This window comes from Natrinema sp. LN54 (assembly GCF_052439245.1).
Taxonomy (GTDB): Archaea; Halobacteriota; Halobacteria; order Halobacteriales; family Natrialbaceae; genus Natrinema; species Natrinema versiforme_A.
Genome location: NZ_JBQVRP010000001.1, coordinates 720,469 through 735,157, shown reverse-complemented (window position 1 = coordinate 735,157; position 14,689 = coordinate 720,469). Strand labels below are relative to the sequence as shown.

At 66.4% G+C, this 14,689-nt stretch carries 8 protein-coding genes and 1 pseudogene; 5 read left to right on the top strand and 4 right to left on the bottom strand.

All coding sequences use genetic code 11. The features are described from left to right. Positions 1–19 precede the first annotated feature (19 nt). Both proS and gltB read left to right on the top strand, forming a co-directional pair. A complete protein-coding gene (proS, locus tag ACT4ML_RS03665) occupies positions 20–1,501 on the top strand; it encodes a proline--tRNA ligase (protein WP_444719640.1) in 1,482 nt (493 codons plus the stop codon). A gap of 411 nt (positions 1,502–1,912) precedes the next feature. Next, positions 1,913–6,472: a glutamate synthase large subunit gene (gene gltB, locus ACT4ML_RS03660; protein WP_444719639.1), complete on the top strand. Its 4,560-nt coding sequence runs from the start codon at positions 1,913–1,915 to the stop codon at positions 6,470–6,472. A gap of 88 nt (positions 6,473–6,560) precedes the next feature. Here the strand turns inward: gltB and ACT4ML_RS03655 are convergent. Then, positions 6,561–7,018 (bottom strand): annotated as a pseudogene (locus ACT4ML_RS03655) (GIY-YIG nuclease family protein). A gap of 76 nt (positions 7,019–7,094) precedes the next feature. Next, a complete protein-coding gene (locus tag ACT4ML_RS03650; RefSeq protein ID WP_444719638.1) occupies positions 7,095–8,474 on the bottom strand; it encodes a hypothetical protein in 1,380 nt (459 codons plus the stop codon). A gap of 471 nt (positions 8,475–8,945) precedes the next feature. Here ACT4ML_RS03650 and ACT4ML_RS03645 point away from each other — a divergent pair, with 471 nt between their 5' ends. Further along, on the top strand, positions 8,946–10,097 hold the full coding sequence (locus ACT4ML_RS03645; RefSeq protein WP_444719637.1) for a PQQ-binding-like beta-propeller repeat protein: 1,152 nt from the start codon (positions 8,946–8,948) through the stop codon (positions 10,095–10,097). 95 nt (positions 10,098–10,192) lie between these two features. On the opposite strand, the gene ACT4ML_RS03640 is transcribed toward ACT4ML_RS03645, so the two are convergent. Beyond that, positions 10,193–11,197 (bottom strand): RAD55 family ATPase, encoded by a 1,005-nt coding sequence (locus ACT4ML_RS03640; RefSeq protein WP_444719636.1) that lies wholly within the window; start codon positions 11,195–11,197, stop codon positions 10,193–10,195. Between the two features lie 200 nt (positions 11,198–11,397). Here ACT4ML_RS03640 and ACT4ML_RS03635 point away from each other — a divergent pair, with 200 nt between their 5' ends. Next, positions 11,398–12,387: an NAD-dependent epimerase/dehydratase family protein gene (locus tag ACT4ML_RS03635; protein ID WP_444719635.1), complete on the top strand. Its 990-nt coding sequence runs from the start codon at positions 11,398–11,400 to the stop codon at positions 12,385–12,387. Here ACT4ML_RS03635 and ACT4ML_RS03630 read toward each other — a convergent pair. Further along, positions 12,384–13,466 carry a peptidase gene (locus tag ACT4ML_RS03630; protein ID WP_444719634.1) on the bottom strand — a complete coding sequence of 361 codons (1,083 nt, stop codon included), beginning with the start codon at positions 13,464–13,466 and terminating at the stop codon, positions 12,384–12,386. The genes ACT4ML_RS03635 and ACT4ML_RS03630 overlap by 4 nt on opposite strands. 151 nt (positions 13,467–13,617) lie before the next feature. Here ACT4ML_RS03630 and ACT4ML_RS03625 point away from each other — a divergent pair, with 151 nt between their 5' ends. Further along, the gene (locus ACT4ML_RS03625; protein WP_444719633.1) at positions 13,618–14,676 is read left to right on the top strand and encodes an NAD(P)-dependent glycerol-1-phosphate dehydrogenase; all 1,059 of its coding nucleotides are present in this window, start codon (positions 13,618–13,620) and stop codon (positions 14,674–14,676) included. Positions 14,677–14,689: the final 13 nt, after the last annotated feature.

The window sequence follows — 14,689 nt, the reverse complement described above, 5'->3', positions numbered from 1 at the left end:
CTGACTGCATGTCGTACTAATGAGCGACGAGAGTCAAGAACTCGGCATCACCGAGTCGAAATCGCACAAGCCCGGCGAGTGGTACGCCGAAGTCGTCCAGAAGGCCGACATCGCGGACTACGCGCCGATGGGCGGCTTCATCGTCACCAAACCCCGCGGCTACGCCCTCTGGGAGGCCATTCAGGACTCGCTGGACGGCTGGTTCAAGGAGACCGGCGTCGACAACGTCTACTTCCCGATGTTCATCCCCGAGAGCTTCTTAGAGCGGGAGAAAGACATCGTCGAAGGCTTCGACCCCGAGGTCGCGTGGGTGACCCAGGGCGGCCACGAGGAACTCGAGGAGCGACTGGCCGTTCGCCCGACCAGCGAATCGATCATCGCGCCCTTCATGGCCGACTGGACCCGCAGCCACCGCGACCTGCCGATGCGGCTCAATCAGTGGTGTTCGGTGGTTCGGTGGGAGGCCACGGAGACGAAGCCGTTCTTCCGGACGAAGGAGTTCATGTGGCAGGAGGGCCACACCGCCCACGCGAGCGACGAGGGCGCGTGGGACGAGGTCTGGACCCGACTCGGCCAGTACGAAGAACTCTACGAGGACGTGCTCGCGATTCCCGTGCTGCGGGGCAAAAAGCCCGAACACGACAAGTTCCCCGGTGCAGACACCACGACGACCGTCGAGGCACTGATGCCCGACGGCAAGTCCGTGCAGGGCGCGACCAGCCACAACCTCGGGCAGAGCTTCGCCGAGGCGTTCGACATCACCTTCGCCGACGAGGACGAGGAGGAACAGACGGCCTACACCACCTCGTGGGGCCTCTCGTGGCGCGCGCTGGGCGCGCTCATCATGACCCACTCCGACGATCAGGGGCTCGTGCTCCCGCCGACGGTCGCGCCCACGCAGGTCGTCATCGTCCCCATCTGGCAGGAAGACACCAAAGACGACGTCCTCGAGTACTCCGAGGAGATCGCCGACGACCTCGAGACGGCCGGCTTCCGCGTCGAACTCGACGACCGCGACGAGCGCAATCCCGGCTTCAAGTTCAACGAACACGAACTCAACGGCGTTCCCCTCCGGTTGGAGATCGGCCCCCACGAGGTCGAGGACGAGGAGGTCACGCTGGTCCACCGGCCGGATAACGCCGAAGCGGTCGAGGACCGCGACGAAATCGTCGACGCGGTCGACGAGCACCTCGAGGACATCTACGACAAGCTCTACGAGGCGGCCGAGGAGAACTTAGAAGAGAACGTCCGCGAAGCTCACAGCCCGGAGGACATCCTCGGAACGATCGGCAAACACGGCGGCTACGTGAAGACGCCGTGGTGTGGCGACGAGGCCTGCGAGGAGGCCATCAAGGAGAAGATCGCCGCCGAGATCGTCATGCAACCCCTCGAGGACGAAGGGGGATCGACGGCCGGCGAGGTGCCCGAACCCGACGCCGACGAGTGTGGCGTCTGTGGCGACCCCGCCGACGAGATCGCGTACTTCGCGAAGTCCTACTGAGCGGACGATTTTCGTCGCCGAACCGTGCGTGCCGTCGCTGCCGTTCGCGGTTCGACTCGAGGCATATCGACCGCCGACCGTGAGTGACTGTTTCACCTGAACCTAACTCTTTAACCCGAGATTGCTTAGCCCGGAAGACTAACTAGAAGCATGTGGTGTTCACTCTGGTGGGTGAACACTACGTGCCTCTGACATTTCCCCGTCGACGGGAAGTCGATCTTTCCGGACGGGGGTTTCGTCCAGTGACGCGGCCGACGGACGTTCTCGGTCGGCGACGAGTATCCGAGCAGCCGACAGTCCCGCGTCTGGTGATTAAGGGTTTCCCCACACCTTATACTAATATATATGTGTTAATAATACACTTAGCCATAATGGGTTAGCCTCTTATAGTTGTTCTCGCTAAGGGTGTGTATGACACAGCCACAGATAGCGCCATCCACCGAGCGTTCACAGGGGCTCGCTGACCCTGCGGACGCACGGTCGAACTGCGGCGTCGGCGTCGTCATGGACCTCGATGGGGATGGGGGCCACGATGTCGTCGCCGACGGACTCGAACTCCTTCGCAACCTCGAGCACCGCGGGACGACCGGTGCGGAGAAAAACACCGGCGACGGGGCCGGCATCATGCTCCAGACGTCCGATTCGTTCTTCGAGAGCGTTCTCGACGCCTCCCTACCTGAGACCTATGCCGTCGGCTCGCTCTTTCTGCCGCAGGATACCGCGGCTCGCGAGGAACTCGTCTCGCTCGTCGAGGAGACGTTCGACACCTACGACCTCGGCGTCCTCGAGTGGCGGGACGTTCCGACGGACAACGACGATCTCGGCCAGACGGCCGTCGACTCGGAACCCGACGTCTGGCAGGTCGTCGTTACGCCCGACGACGACATCTCCGGCGACGACTTCGACCGTCGCCTCTACGTCGCCCGACGCGCTCTCGAGAACGCGGTCGAAGACGCGGATATCGAGCACAAAGAGCGCTTCTACGTCGTCTCGCTGGACTCGAAGACTGTCGTCTACAAGGGGCTCCTGAAGGGCGTTCAGGTCCCGTCTTACTATCCCGACCTCACCGACGAGCGACTCGAGTCGACGTTCGTGATGGTCCACGAGCGGTTCTCGACCAACACGCTCGGCGCGTGGCACCTCGCTCACCCCTACCGGAACATCATCCACAACGGCGAGTTCAACACCATTCAGGGCAACATCAACTGGATGCGGGCCCGCGAGACCGACATCGAGAGCGACGTGCTCGACGACCTCGAGGCGGTCAAACCGATCATCGACGACCCCGAGCAGTCCGACACGGCGAGCGTCGACAACGCGCTCGAACTGCTGATGCAGGACGGCCGCGACTTAGAGCACGCCCTGCGGATGCTCGTCCCCGAAGCGTGGCGCGGCGACGACGCGATGGACCCCGATCGGAAAGATTGGTACGACTTCCACGCCTCGCTGGTCGAACCGTGGGACGGCCCCGCGCTCGTCGCGGCGACCGACGGCGAACGCGTCGGCGCGGTACTGGACCGCAACGGCCTTCGCCCCTGCCGGTATGACGTGACGACCGACAACCGCCTCATCATGGCCAGCGAGGCCGGCGCGCTCGAGACCGAACCCGAAAATATCGAGGAGCGCGGCCGCCTCCAGCCCGGCCAGCTGTTCCTCGCCGACCCCGAGGAAGGCCGCGTCATTCCGGACGAGGAGGTCTTCGATGACCTCACCGACGACCGCTACGGCGAGTGGGTCGCTCAGGAGCAGGTCCACCTCGACGATATCCGGACCACGGACGACCGATCGCCCCAGCAGCCCGTCGACGGCCTCCGCGACTACCAGGCCTCGTTCGGCTACACTCACGACGAGCTCGAGAACCTGATCGAGCCGATGACTCAGAAGGGGAAAGACCCCGTCGGTTCGATGGGCGACGACACGCCGCTGTCGGTGCTCACCGAGTTCAACCGGCCGCTGTTCTCCTACTTCAAGCAGCTGTTCGCACAGGTGACCAACCCGCCGCTCGACTACATCCGCGAGGAACTGGTCACCTCGATGGAGAGCCGGCTGGGCTTCCAGCGCAACCTGCTCGACGAGTCGCCCGAACACGCCCGCCAGCTCGTGCTCGACTCGCCGATCCTGACCGACGCCGAACTCGAGTCGGTTCGTGACTGCTCGGCTAACGGCATTACGGCGACGACGATCGACATCACCTACGAGCCCGAAAGCGAGGAGCTCGGTACCGACCTCGAGGCCGCACTCGAGCGCGTACGAGCGGACGCCGTCGAGGCCATCGAGGCCGGAACCGATGTGATCATCCTCTCCGACCGACGCGTCGACGAGGATCGGGTCGCGATCCCGAGCCTGCTGGCGACCGGTGGCGTTCACCACCACCTCGTCCGCAACGGGCTGCGAAACCACGTCGGGCTCGTCGTCGAGTCCGCCGACCCGCGTACCGTCCACCACTTCGCGACGCTGGTCGGCTACGGTGCCGGCGCGGTCAACCCCTACCTCGCTTACCAGACCATCGAGGACATCACCGCCGGCCCCGACGGTGCCGACACCGAGGTCGCCATCGACGCCTACGTCGGCGCGGTCGAGGACGGCCTGCTGAAGATCATGGCCAAGATGGGTATCTCGACGGTCGAGAGCTATCAAGGCGCCCAGATCTTCGAGGCCGTCGGGCTCGACAGCGGACTCGTCGCGGAGTACTTCGAGGGCACCGAGAACCGTACCGAAGGGATCGGCCTCGCCGAGATCGAGGAAGACCTCCGCGAGCGCCACGCGGCCGCCTTCGACCACGCCGACGGCGAGGAGTCGGACCTCGACCGCCACGGCGAGTTCGAACACCGCTCGGACGGGATCCACCACCAGTGGAACCCGGATACCGTCGGCGCGCTCCAGCAGGCCGTCCGCTCGAACGATTACGAGCGCTACGGGGAGTTCGCCGAGAAAATCAACGACCAGCAACAGAACCTCCAGACCCTGCGCGGGCTGCTCGAGTTCGAATCGGATCGCGACCCGGTTCCGGTCGAGGACGTCGAGCCGATCAAGGACATCGTCGAGCGGTTCTCGACCGCGGCGATGAGCCTCGGAAGCCTCTCGCCGGAGGCCCACGAGAACAACTCGATCGCGATGAACCGGCTGGGCGGCAAGAGCAATTCGGGAGAGGGTGGCGAACCGCCGGAGCGGTTCAACACCGAACGCGAGTGTAACGTCAAGCAAGTGGCCTCGGGTCGCTTCGGCGTCACTTCGACGTACCTCTCGAACGCCGACGAGCTACAGATCAAGATGGCTCAGGGTTCCAAGCCCGGCGAGGGCGGCCACCTCCCCGGCTCGAAGGTCAACGAGATGATCGCCCACGTGCGCAAGTCCACGCCGGGCGTCGGGCTGATCTCGCCGCCGCCGCTGCACGACATCTACTCGATCGAGGACCTCAAGCAGCTGATCTTCGATCTGAAAGCGGCCAACGAAGCGGCGGACATCAACGTCAAACTCGTCAGCGAGGCCGGCATCGGCACGGTCGCCGCCGGCGTCGCGAAGGCCAACGCCGACGTGGTCCACATCTCGGGCCACTCCGGCGGGACGGGCGCCTCGCCGCGCACCTCGATCAAGAACGCCGGCCTCCCGTGGGAACTCGGCCTCGCTGAGGCGAACCAGATGCTCTGTGCGACCGGCCTCCGCGACCGCATCCGCGTCTCCACCGACGGCGGGCTCAAGACCGGTCGCGACGTCGCCGTCGCCGCCCTGCTGGGAGCCGAGGAGTACATCTTCGGCACCGGGTCGCTGGTCACCAGCGGCTGCGTGATGGCTCGGCAGTGTCACAAGAACACCTGCCCGGTCGGGGTCGCTACCCAGCGCGAGGACCTGCGCAAGCGGTTCCCCGGCGAGCCCGAACACGTCATCAACTACATGACCTTCATCGCGCAGGAACTGCGCGAGATCATGGCCGAACTCGGCTTCGAGACCGTCGACGAGATGATCGGACAGGTCGACGTCCTCGAGCAACGCGACGACGTCGACCACCCGAAGGCTCGCAACGTCGACCTCTCGGAGGTCCTCGCGGACCCCGGCAGCGACGTTCGCCGGAAGATCCGCGAGCAGGACCACGAACTCGAGGAGCAACTCGACCGGGACCTCATCGAGGCCGCGGCCGACGCGATCGAGGACCAAGAGCCGGTCAGCCTCGAGGCCGAGGTCACGAACGTCGACCGCACCGTCGGCGCGATGCTCTCGAACCGCATCACCAGCCGCTACGGCGAGCCCGGGCTGCCCGAGGACACGATCACCCTCGACGTGGACGGGACCGCCGGCCAGAGCTTCGGCGCGTTCCTCGCAAGCGGCGTCTCGATGCACTTAGACGGCAGCGCAAACGACTACGTCGGCAAGGGGCTCTCGGGCGGCAAACTGACGATCCGAACGCCCGAAACCGCGGCCTACGATCCGACTGAGAACGTCTCGATCGGCAACGTCGCGCTCTACGGCGCGACCGACGGCCAACTGTACGTCAACGGCGTCGCCGGCGAGCGCTTCGCGGTGCGCAACTCCGGTGCCAAGGCCGTCGTCGAGGGCGTCGGCGACCACGGCTGCGAGTACATGACCGGCGGCGTCGTCGCCGTCCTCGGCGAGACCGGGACGAACTTCGCGGCCGGCATGTCCGGCGGCGTCGCCTACGTCTACGACCCCGACGACGACTTCGAGGCGAAGGCCAACACCGGCATGGTCTCGCTCCACGACGAACTCGAGGAGAAAGACGAGCGGATGCTGCGCCGCCTCGTCGAGAACCACGTCGCCTACACCGGCTCCGAGCGCGGGCAACTGCTGCTCGCAAACTGGGAGCGCGCCCTCGAGGCCTTCGTGAAGGTCATGCCCGAGGCCTACTACGAAGCGATCACCGAGCAGGGCAGCGACGACGTCCGCAACGAACTGCCCGGCGCGCCCGAGGCGACCGCTGAGGCCGAATCAGCCAATTTCGCAGCGAGCGACGACTAACGCGGCCGTCGGCGTCGACGCCCCGCTTTTTCTCGCGATTCGATTCCGATTCGCTTCCGATTGGTCCGCTGCCGAGACCGCACAGTACCTACTCGAGGACACCGCCCGCGTCGACCGCGGCCTCCCGAATCGCCGCCGCGTCCGGCGCTGCGAGCAGGTGCGTCTCGCAGTCGCAGTCCGAGGCGCCGAACGCGGGCACCAGGTCGCCGGGCAGCGACGCCGCCAGTTCGCACTCCCGGTCGGTGTCGGGGAACGTGATGGCGGCCTCGAGGCGCGTCTCGCCGTGCCCGAGCAAGTAGTCGATATGCCAGTGGCGCGTCTCGTGCTCGCCCGCGGCGAGTTCGCGGTGGCGGTCTCGCGAGCGCAGCGAGGGAGACCTCGTCAGAGCGTGCTCTGACGGCGGTCGACGCGACCGAAGCCGCCGGGGCCGAACGCGCTGCCGACGTAGGCGTACGCGCCGGCGGGGAACTCGCGGTCGCCCAGCGCGCCGACCTCGATCGATGTCGATCGGGCCACGTCGATGACGAGGACGTACGTGCCGCTCATATCGGCCGATCGGACGGCGGCGGAAAAACGAGTGTGTTTTCGGCTCGCAGCGACGGTTCCGCTCTCGCTCGCGGCGTTAGCTCGACCAGTCCTCGTCGCGGGCCCGATCCTCGTCCGCGGTGGGATCGCGTTCGTGGACGTGGCGACGGTTGCTCATGTCCTCGTCCTGTCGTTGCTGATTTCGGTCGCCGCTCGAGCCTCGGTCCGATTCGCGGGACTCCGTCCAGTCACCCTGCTCGGATCGCCGTCCCCGTTGTTCGTACTCGAGTCCGCCACCGGATTGTTGCTCTCGGTTCATGCGTCCGCCGGAGCGATCGTCGGTATCGCCGTACTCGCCGCCGCGGTCGTACTGCTGGGTGTCCCCGAAGTCACGCTGCGATCGACCTCCTCGCTGGTCGCCGCCGCGGTCGCGCTGCATCCCCGATTCGTGGCCTTCGCTCCGCTGGTGGCGACCGTACTCGGGCTGGCCCTGCTGGTACTGGCTGCCGTGTTGCTCGCCGCCCCGCCGGGACTGGTTCTGCTGTCCCTCGCCTCGAATTCCGCTCTGCTGGCCGCGGTGGTGGCGGTCCTGTTGGCCCTGCATGCGTCCCGTCGCATCGGACTGGGTATCCCGGTTCTCGTGCCAGCGCTGCTGGGCACCCATCCGTTCCTCGCCGCGCTGTGTGCCCTGTTGGCTCCGATCGGACTGGCCGCTGCGCTGTTGTCCCTGCTGTCCGCGATGGCCGTGCATGTCACCCTGTCGCTGCTGACCCTGTCGGTTCTGCATATCATGCTGCTGTCCGCGCTGGCCCTGCTGGTCTTGCATTCCTCCCTGCTGACCCTGCATACCGCCCTGCTGTCCGCCGCGGCGCTGCTCGTGTCGGGCCTCGCCACCGTACTCGAGGTTCGCCTCGTCCATCGCGTCGGTTTCGAACCCGCTGCGCTGCTGGCGACCGCCCTGCTGTTGGCCGGATTGGCCGCGCTGTCGGCCGGACTGCTGCCCGCGCTGTCGGCCGGACTGCTGCCCTCGCTGTTGTGTCTCCTGATGGCCGAACTGCTGGCCACGCTCATCGCGTTGCTGGCCTCGTTGGCCGCGCTGGGTCCCCTGTCCGTGTTGCTGTTGGGACCGGCCGCGCTGCGGGTAGTCGCCCTGCCCTCCGCCGGATTGCCCGCCGCGTTGCTCTCGATCGACGGTCGTGCCGGAACCACGCCCCCAGCCGGTATCGCCGGATGAACCCTGCTGGCCCTCCGTTTGCCGTCGCTCGCGCTCCCGCCGGTCGGGACCCTGCGCGCCGACATCGTCGCTGTCGCCGCGGCTGAACATGCCGTGGAGCCAGCCGCGGTCGCCGCCCTGCCGGCTCCGATCGGTCTCTTGGCCCTGTCCCTCACGTCGATTCTGACGGCGGTTCTCCGTATTGCTCGAGCGCTCGTCCCGATCGTCCGTCTCTCGTCGGTCGCTGTCGTATCGGTCGTTCATGGGTATGACTGTGTGGATCGTCGGCTGTGGATTCGATATCGATCGCTGACTCGCCCCGATCGACGCGCTGGTCGCTGGTGGTCGTAGTGCTGCGGTGGGTGCTAAATCGAACGAGCGGATAAACGCTGAGCGTGCGCTCGCATGCAAGACGGGGCCGATCGCGAGCGCGATTCGGATCGCTCGAGCGCAGTCAGGGTCCGAGACCGTCTCCGATCGGTGATTCCCTCCGAACGGCAAGTATCGTTATTACAGTCTAGTTGCTCCACCGAGACGATGGAGTCACGCAGTTCTCCCTACCGACGGCGAACGGTGTTCGCTGTCATCGGATCAGTCGCAGCTGCCGGTGTCGCCGGCTGTCTCGGGGAATCCGATCCGGAGTCGACGAATTCCTCGCGCACGGACGGCGACCAGCAACGTCGGACGATCGGTGACGATACCGTCGATCAGATTTTCGTCGACACTCGGAACAGTATGTACCAACAGGGGGCGACGGTCACGACGAGCGAACCGTCCCTCGCCTGGAAACGGGATCTCGACGTCGACTACTACAGCCGGATCGGTCGCGGACCGCTTCTCTCCGAAGACTCGCTCTTCATCAGTAACAACCGAGACATTCTCGCGGCGATCTCGCGGACCGACGGCGCGGTTCGCTGGCGCTTCAGCAAGACGGCCGTAGACCCGTATACCGCTCACCGCGCCTCGGTAGCGCGTACTAACGGCGTCGTCGTCACTCTCGTGTTGAACAAGCGGACGCGCGACTCGGAAGTGATCGGAATCGATCCCGAAACGGGCCGGAAACGGTGGGATCTCCCGATTCCCCTCGACGAGAGCGACGACGAACACGCAACGGCGTTCAAAGTCGACGGTGATCGAGCGTACGTCGGCACGACGACGCGGACCGACGACGGCGTTTCGAAACTGTACGTGGTCGACGTGGCGAACCACCGCGTCGAGTGGCAGGCGTCGCTCGCGGCCGGGAACCTGTATCCCGAGGACATGGCGATCGATGACAGGATGGTGTTCCTCACGACGGACGAGGCACCGGCCGACATGGCGAACGTCGTCGCGTTCGATTTGGAGTCACGGAAACGACGCTGGGACGCGACGCTCCCGATCGGCGAAGGAATTCCCGTCGTCGATACCGACCACGTCTACCTCCCGGTGAAGGCCGCGGACGGTCCGGACAGTATCACGGCGCTGTCACGGACTGACGGAACTGTGGCGTGGCGGTTCGAACAGCGGGACGCACCGCGAACGGGCGTGACCGTCGATGACGAGCACGTCTACGTCGTCGACGACAATCGACTGTACGCCCTCGACCCGACGGACGGGACCCCGACGTGGTCGTTTCAACCTGACGGCGGGCCCAGACTGGCGGGGAGCAGTGACACACTCCCCGTCGTCACCGAAAACCTTCTCGTCACCGGCTCGTGGCCCGGCGACGAGGCACGAATCCGTGCGATCGACAAAGCGAGCGGGGAACTGGTGTGGAGTTACGATGTCCCCCACGGAACGGTCACGTCGCCGTTCGTCGCTGACGAGACGCTGTGGGCCATCGGCAACGACCGTTCGGACGAGGGGCCGATCACGCTGTACGCACTGGCCGATCAGGCGACGGAGTGATGACGGCGACCGAACGAGAGCCGACGCTCCGGTGAACCGTCACCATTGGCACTCGCACCGTTCTCCGTTCGTCCGTCCGTGTCCGCGCCGGACGGCTACCGGGGCCGATCTGGCTGTGTGGTCCCGTTCCCGAAATCGTAGACCTGCCGCGCGTCCGTGTTCGGACCGAACGCGAACAGGCCGCGCGCGGGTTCGTGTTCGTAGGTCACCCACTGGGGCAGGAACTGGGCCCCGGTCAGTTTCCGGACGGCGAGCTGTTTGAGCCGCGCCTCCGGCGTGAGTTGGTCCGTCAGTCGCAGATCCACGATTCCGTCGAAGACGTGTGCCGCCACCGGCGGGCTGCCCTGCTCCGCCGTCGTCGCGGCGGCGACGATCGGCACGAACCGCGCCTTGCAGACCGTCGCCCGAACGTCCGTGAGGAACTCCCGAACCGACTGTTCGTTGAGCACCGACGCGAGGTCGTCCAGCGAGTCGATCGTGACCAGCCCGGTCTCGGTCATCTCGAGGTCGTCGAGCGCGCCGTGGAGCCCGTTCGCCAGCTCGCTGCGGTCGCTCGGATCGCGCACGTCGACGATGGCGTCTTCGGCGGCCTCGCCGACGAACGTCGACCAGTCGTTGCGGTCGGCGAGGAACCCGTCTCGGTCGTCGAGCCGATAGGTGAAGCAGTCGATGATCCGTAACCGGTCGTTTTCGAGCGCAGGAAGCACGTTCCAGCCGTTCTGGTAGAATCGCTCGAGCGTCGCCGTCGGCGGGTTGGCGACCGAGCAGACGACGGCGGGTTCGCCGCGCTCGAGGGCGCGCCACGCGAGTTCGATCCCCAGTTCGGCGCGGCGAGTCCCCTCGTCGCCCGAGAGGAGGACCAACGAGTCCGCGGGAATCCCGTTCGGAACGAGCGAGTCGAGCGGCTCGACGCCGGTCGCGACCCGTTTGTAGGCGTCGGGCTCGGCCATCGTCGAGTCGTCGCCGGCGGCGTCGCGGCACGCGGTCGAACAGTACCGCCCGTCGTCGCTCTCGACGGGGTCGTCCGGGATCGGATAGTGACAGTGGTCGCACTCGAGGGGATACGCTCGAGCGCGGTCCGTCCGGAGCTGGTCTGACATTCGAACCGCCCTACGACGGACGGACCAATAGAACCCTCCCCTGAGGGTCACCGCGCTTACCGGTCCGGCTCGGTCTCGGACGACGACTCGGAGTTCGTCGCCGACCGCCTCGGTCGGACCGAGACGCCGATCGGACGACGACGCGAGACGATCGAGCGTCGTCCGCCACCGTTTTCTCTCACAGCCGTGAGGGGCCACACATGGACAGCGCACTCGTTATCGGCGGCACTCGCTTTATCGGTCGCCACCTCGTGGAGGATCTGCTCGAGCACGAGTACGACGTGACGATCTTCAATCGCGGAACCAGCGAGAACCCGTTCGAAGACGACGACCGGGTCGACCACGTCGAGGGCGACCGCACGAACGACACCGCCCTCGAGTCGGCCGCGATGACGGTCAAGCCGGACGCCGTCTTCGACTGCGTCGCCTACCACCCGAAGGACGTCCGCGCCGCGACCCGGATCTTCGACGACTGCGAGGCCTACGTCTACGTCTCGAGCGGCGCGGCCTACGGCGCCGAAGAGATTCCGAAGCGGGAGGGCGAGACCTCGCTGCACCCCTGTACGGCCGAGCAGGCGACCGACGACTCCGTCGAGACCTACGGCAATCGCAAGGCCGAGGGCGACCGCGCCGTCTTCGCAGCGGCCGGCGACGGCGTCCGCGCCATGGCGGTCCGACCGCCGATCGTCTACGGCCCCCACGACCACACCGAGCGACTGGACTGGTGGATCGACCGGGTGAACCGATTCGATCGCGTCGTGGTCCCCGGCGACGGGACGAACCTTCGACACCGCGTCTTCGTCGAGGACGTCGCCAGCGCTCTGCGGATCGTCGCCGAACGCGGCGACGCGGGCGAGGCATACAACGTCGGCGACCGGCGCCTCGTCACGCTCGAGGAGATGGTCGAACTGATCGCCGACGCGCTCGAGACGGCGGTCGATCTCGTCCACGCCGGCCCCCGCGAACTCGCGGCCGGCGACATCGAACTCGACGACTATCCCCTCTACCGGACCTATCCGCACGTCCTCTCGACGGCGAAACTCGCGGCCCTCGGCTGGGAGTCGACGCCGCTCGAGACGGCGATGGAGCGCTCGGCCGCGGCTCACCTCGAGAGCGACCGCGACGGGGACGAGAACGGGCCGGACCGCGAGGCCGAAGAGCGCGTGTTGGGAATTCTGGAGACGCTCTAATCGGACTCCCGGAGGCGCTCGAGGCGTCGCGCCGTCGACGGCGTCGAGGCGAGCCGTTCGTGGAGCCGACTGCGACTATCGGTCAGGCCGGAGTGTGCTTCGTAGGCGCTCGCGAGGGGCCCAGCCCCGATTTCGCGAGCCCCACGGCGGTCGGCGGCGAACTCGCAGCGCTGGAGGTACCAGACGAGGAGCGGCCAGGAAACGGCGAGGCCGACGAGCGCGACGAGTACCGACGTCCAGACGGTCAGGGTCAGAAACAGCCCGAAGAGAACCGCCACGACGAGTGATCGGCGCTCGAGCAGTCGGAGGTCGTCCGCGGCGCGTTCGCGTGCACACAGCGCCGCCAGTTCCTCGTCGTCGAGGACGTCGAACGCGTAATCGGTCGCATATAGCTGCCGGTTCCAGAACGGGCCGTCGAGGTAGAGTCCGGCCGTTTCGGTTTCACGGCCGGAAAACACGCCGGCGACGGTCGCCGTCAGATCGGTCCGGTCGGCCGCGGTCTCGAGCCGTCGCCGCTGTTCGGCCGTCGGTTCGGAGATGTCCTGCGTGAGTCGAATACTGTACTGCAGCCAGGCGTAGACGCCGACGGCGAGGACGGCGAACACGACCGGAATCAACAGCGGACTCGGATCCGACGCGCCGAGAAGTGCCGTGAAGGGGGCGAGCAACCCCAGACAGAATATCGCGACCGCCACGAGATACTTGCCGAGACGGGTCACTGCCGTCGATGCGCTGATCTCGAGCCCTCGCCGCTCGCGAGCGGACGGAAATACGCCGAGGTACGCGACGAGGCTCGCGACGATCGTTCCGGCCGCCGCCGGTGCCCACGCGAGCGGCGTGGCGAGGCCACTGCCCAGTATCGGATGGACGGACGAGAGGGCCGTCTCAGTCGCATCGATGAGGCCGGAAAACGTGAGGACGAGAAGGGCGGCGATGCCGACGACGGCGAGAAACCGGTACGTCCCTCGCGATCCCTGACCGTCGGTACCCCTGCGTCGAATTGCGAACCGCCCGTACAGTCGACCGGCGATATAGCCGACGACGAGCAGGCCGAGCCAGCGCGCGAGCACGCCGATCATATCCCACCGTTCATATTAGTAAGTATATAAGATATCGTTTTCGACGCGACAGAACTCGAGCCGATGAGCGCGAAGCTGACGGATCGGAGTTCCGCCCACCCAGCGCGCCGACGAGGAAAAACACATGTCCCGGGGGTGTGTCAGGGCCACTATGTTCGAGAAGTCGACGTGGATTCGCCTCCCGCGAAACGTCGTCGTCGGTCACGGCGTTCGCGACGAGGTCCTCGACGTGGTCGATGATCTCCACCTACAGGGGCGGCCGCTGTTCATCACGAGTCCGACGCCTCGAGAGGTTGCCGCAGACCCCATCGCGGCCGATTTCGAGGCCGCTGGGATCGAGCCCGCGATCGTCACGATCGAGACGGCGACCTTCGACGCCGTCGAGCGGGTGATCGAGGCCGCCGAAGCCGAGGAGGTCTCCTACCTCGTCGGGATCGGCGGCGGGAAGGCCATCGACATCGCGAAACTGGCCAGCCACCACCTCGATATGGGCTTTCTCTCGGTGCCGACGGCGGCCAGTCACGACGGGATCGTTAGCAATCGCGGCTCCGTTCCCGATGGAGATTCCCGGCACAGCGTCGCCGCGGAACCGCCGCTGGCGGTCGTCGCCGACACCGGCATCCTCGCCGATGCGCCGTGGGACCTGACCACGGCCGGCTGTGCCGACATCATTTCGAACTACACCGCCGTGATGGACTGGCGACTCGCCCGACGACTCCAAGACGTCGAGTACTCCGAGTACGCCGCCGCGCTCTCGGAGATGACCGCCGAAATCCTCGTGGACAACGCCGATCTGATCCGCCCGGGCCTCGAGGAGTCCGCGTGGGTCGTCACCAAGGCACTCATGTCCTCGGGCGTCGCGATGAGCATCGCCGGCTCCTCGCGGCCGGCGAGCGGGGCCGAACACCTCTTTTCCCACCAACTCGACCGGCTGGCACCCGAGGCGGCTCTGCACGGCCATCAGGTCGGCGTCGGCTCGATCATAACCGCCTACCTCCATCAGGGCGAAGACGGGATCTGGCGGGACATCCGCGACGCGCTCTCGAGCATCGACGCGCCGACGACTGCCGAGGAACTCGGGATCGACGACGAGACGATCATCGAGTCGCTGACGACCTGCCACGAGATCCGGGACCGTTACACGATTCTGGGCAACGGGATGAACGAGCGCGCGGCTCGAGACGTAGCGACGAAAACGGGCGTGATCTGAGAGAACGGATGGT

What these genes read in the sequence shown, in the direction of transcription:
- ACT4ML_RS03650 (WP_444719638.1), bottom strand. Translation starts at nt 8,474, where the DNA reads ATGAACGACCGATACGACAGCGACCGACGAGAGACGGACGATCGGGAC.
- ACT4ML_RS03630 (WP_444719634.1), bottom strand. Translation starts at nt 13,466, where the DNA reads ATGATCGGCGTGCTCGCGCGCTGGCTCGGCCTGCTCGTCGTCGGCTAT.
- ACT4ML_RS03640 (WP_444719636.1), bottom strand. Translation starts at nt 11,197, where the DNA reads ATGTCAGACCAGCTCCGGACGGACCGCGCTCGAGCGTATCCCCTCGAG.
- proS (WP_444719640.1), top strand. Translation starts at nt 20, where the DNA reads ATGAGCGACGAGAGTCAAGAACTCGGCATCACCGAGTCGAAATCGCAC.
- ACT4ML_RS03625 (WP_444719633.1), top strand. Translation starts at nt 13,618, where the DNA reads ATGTTCGAGAAGTCGACGTGGATTCGCCTCCCGCGAAACGTCGTCGTC.
- ACT4ML_RS03635 (WP_444719635.1), top strand. Translation starts at nt 11,398, where the DNA reads ATGGACAGCGCACTCGTTATCGGCGGCACTCGCTTTATCGGTCGCCAC.
- gltB (WP_444719639.1), top strand. Translation starts at nt 1,913, where the DNA reads ATGACACAGCCACAGATAGCGCCATCCACCGAGCGTTCACAGGGGCTC.
- ACT4ML_RS03645 (WP_444719637.1), top strand. Translation starts at nt 8,946, where the DNA reads ATGTACCAACAGGGGGCGACGGTCACGACGAGCGAACCGTCCCTCGCC.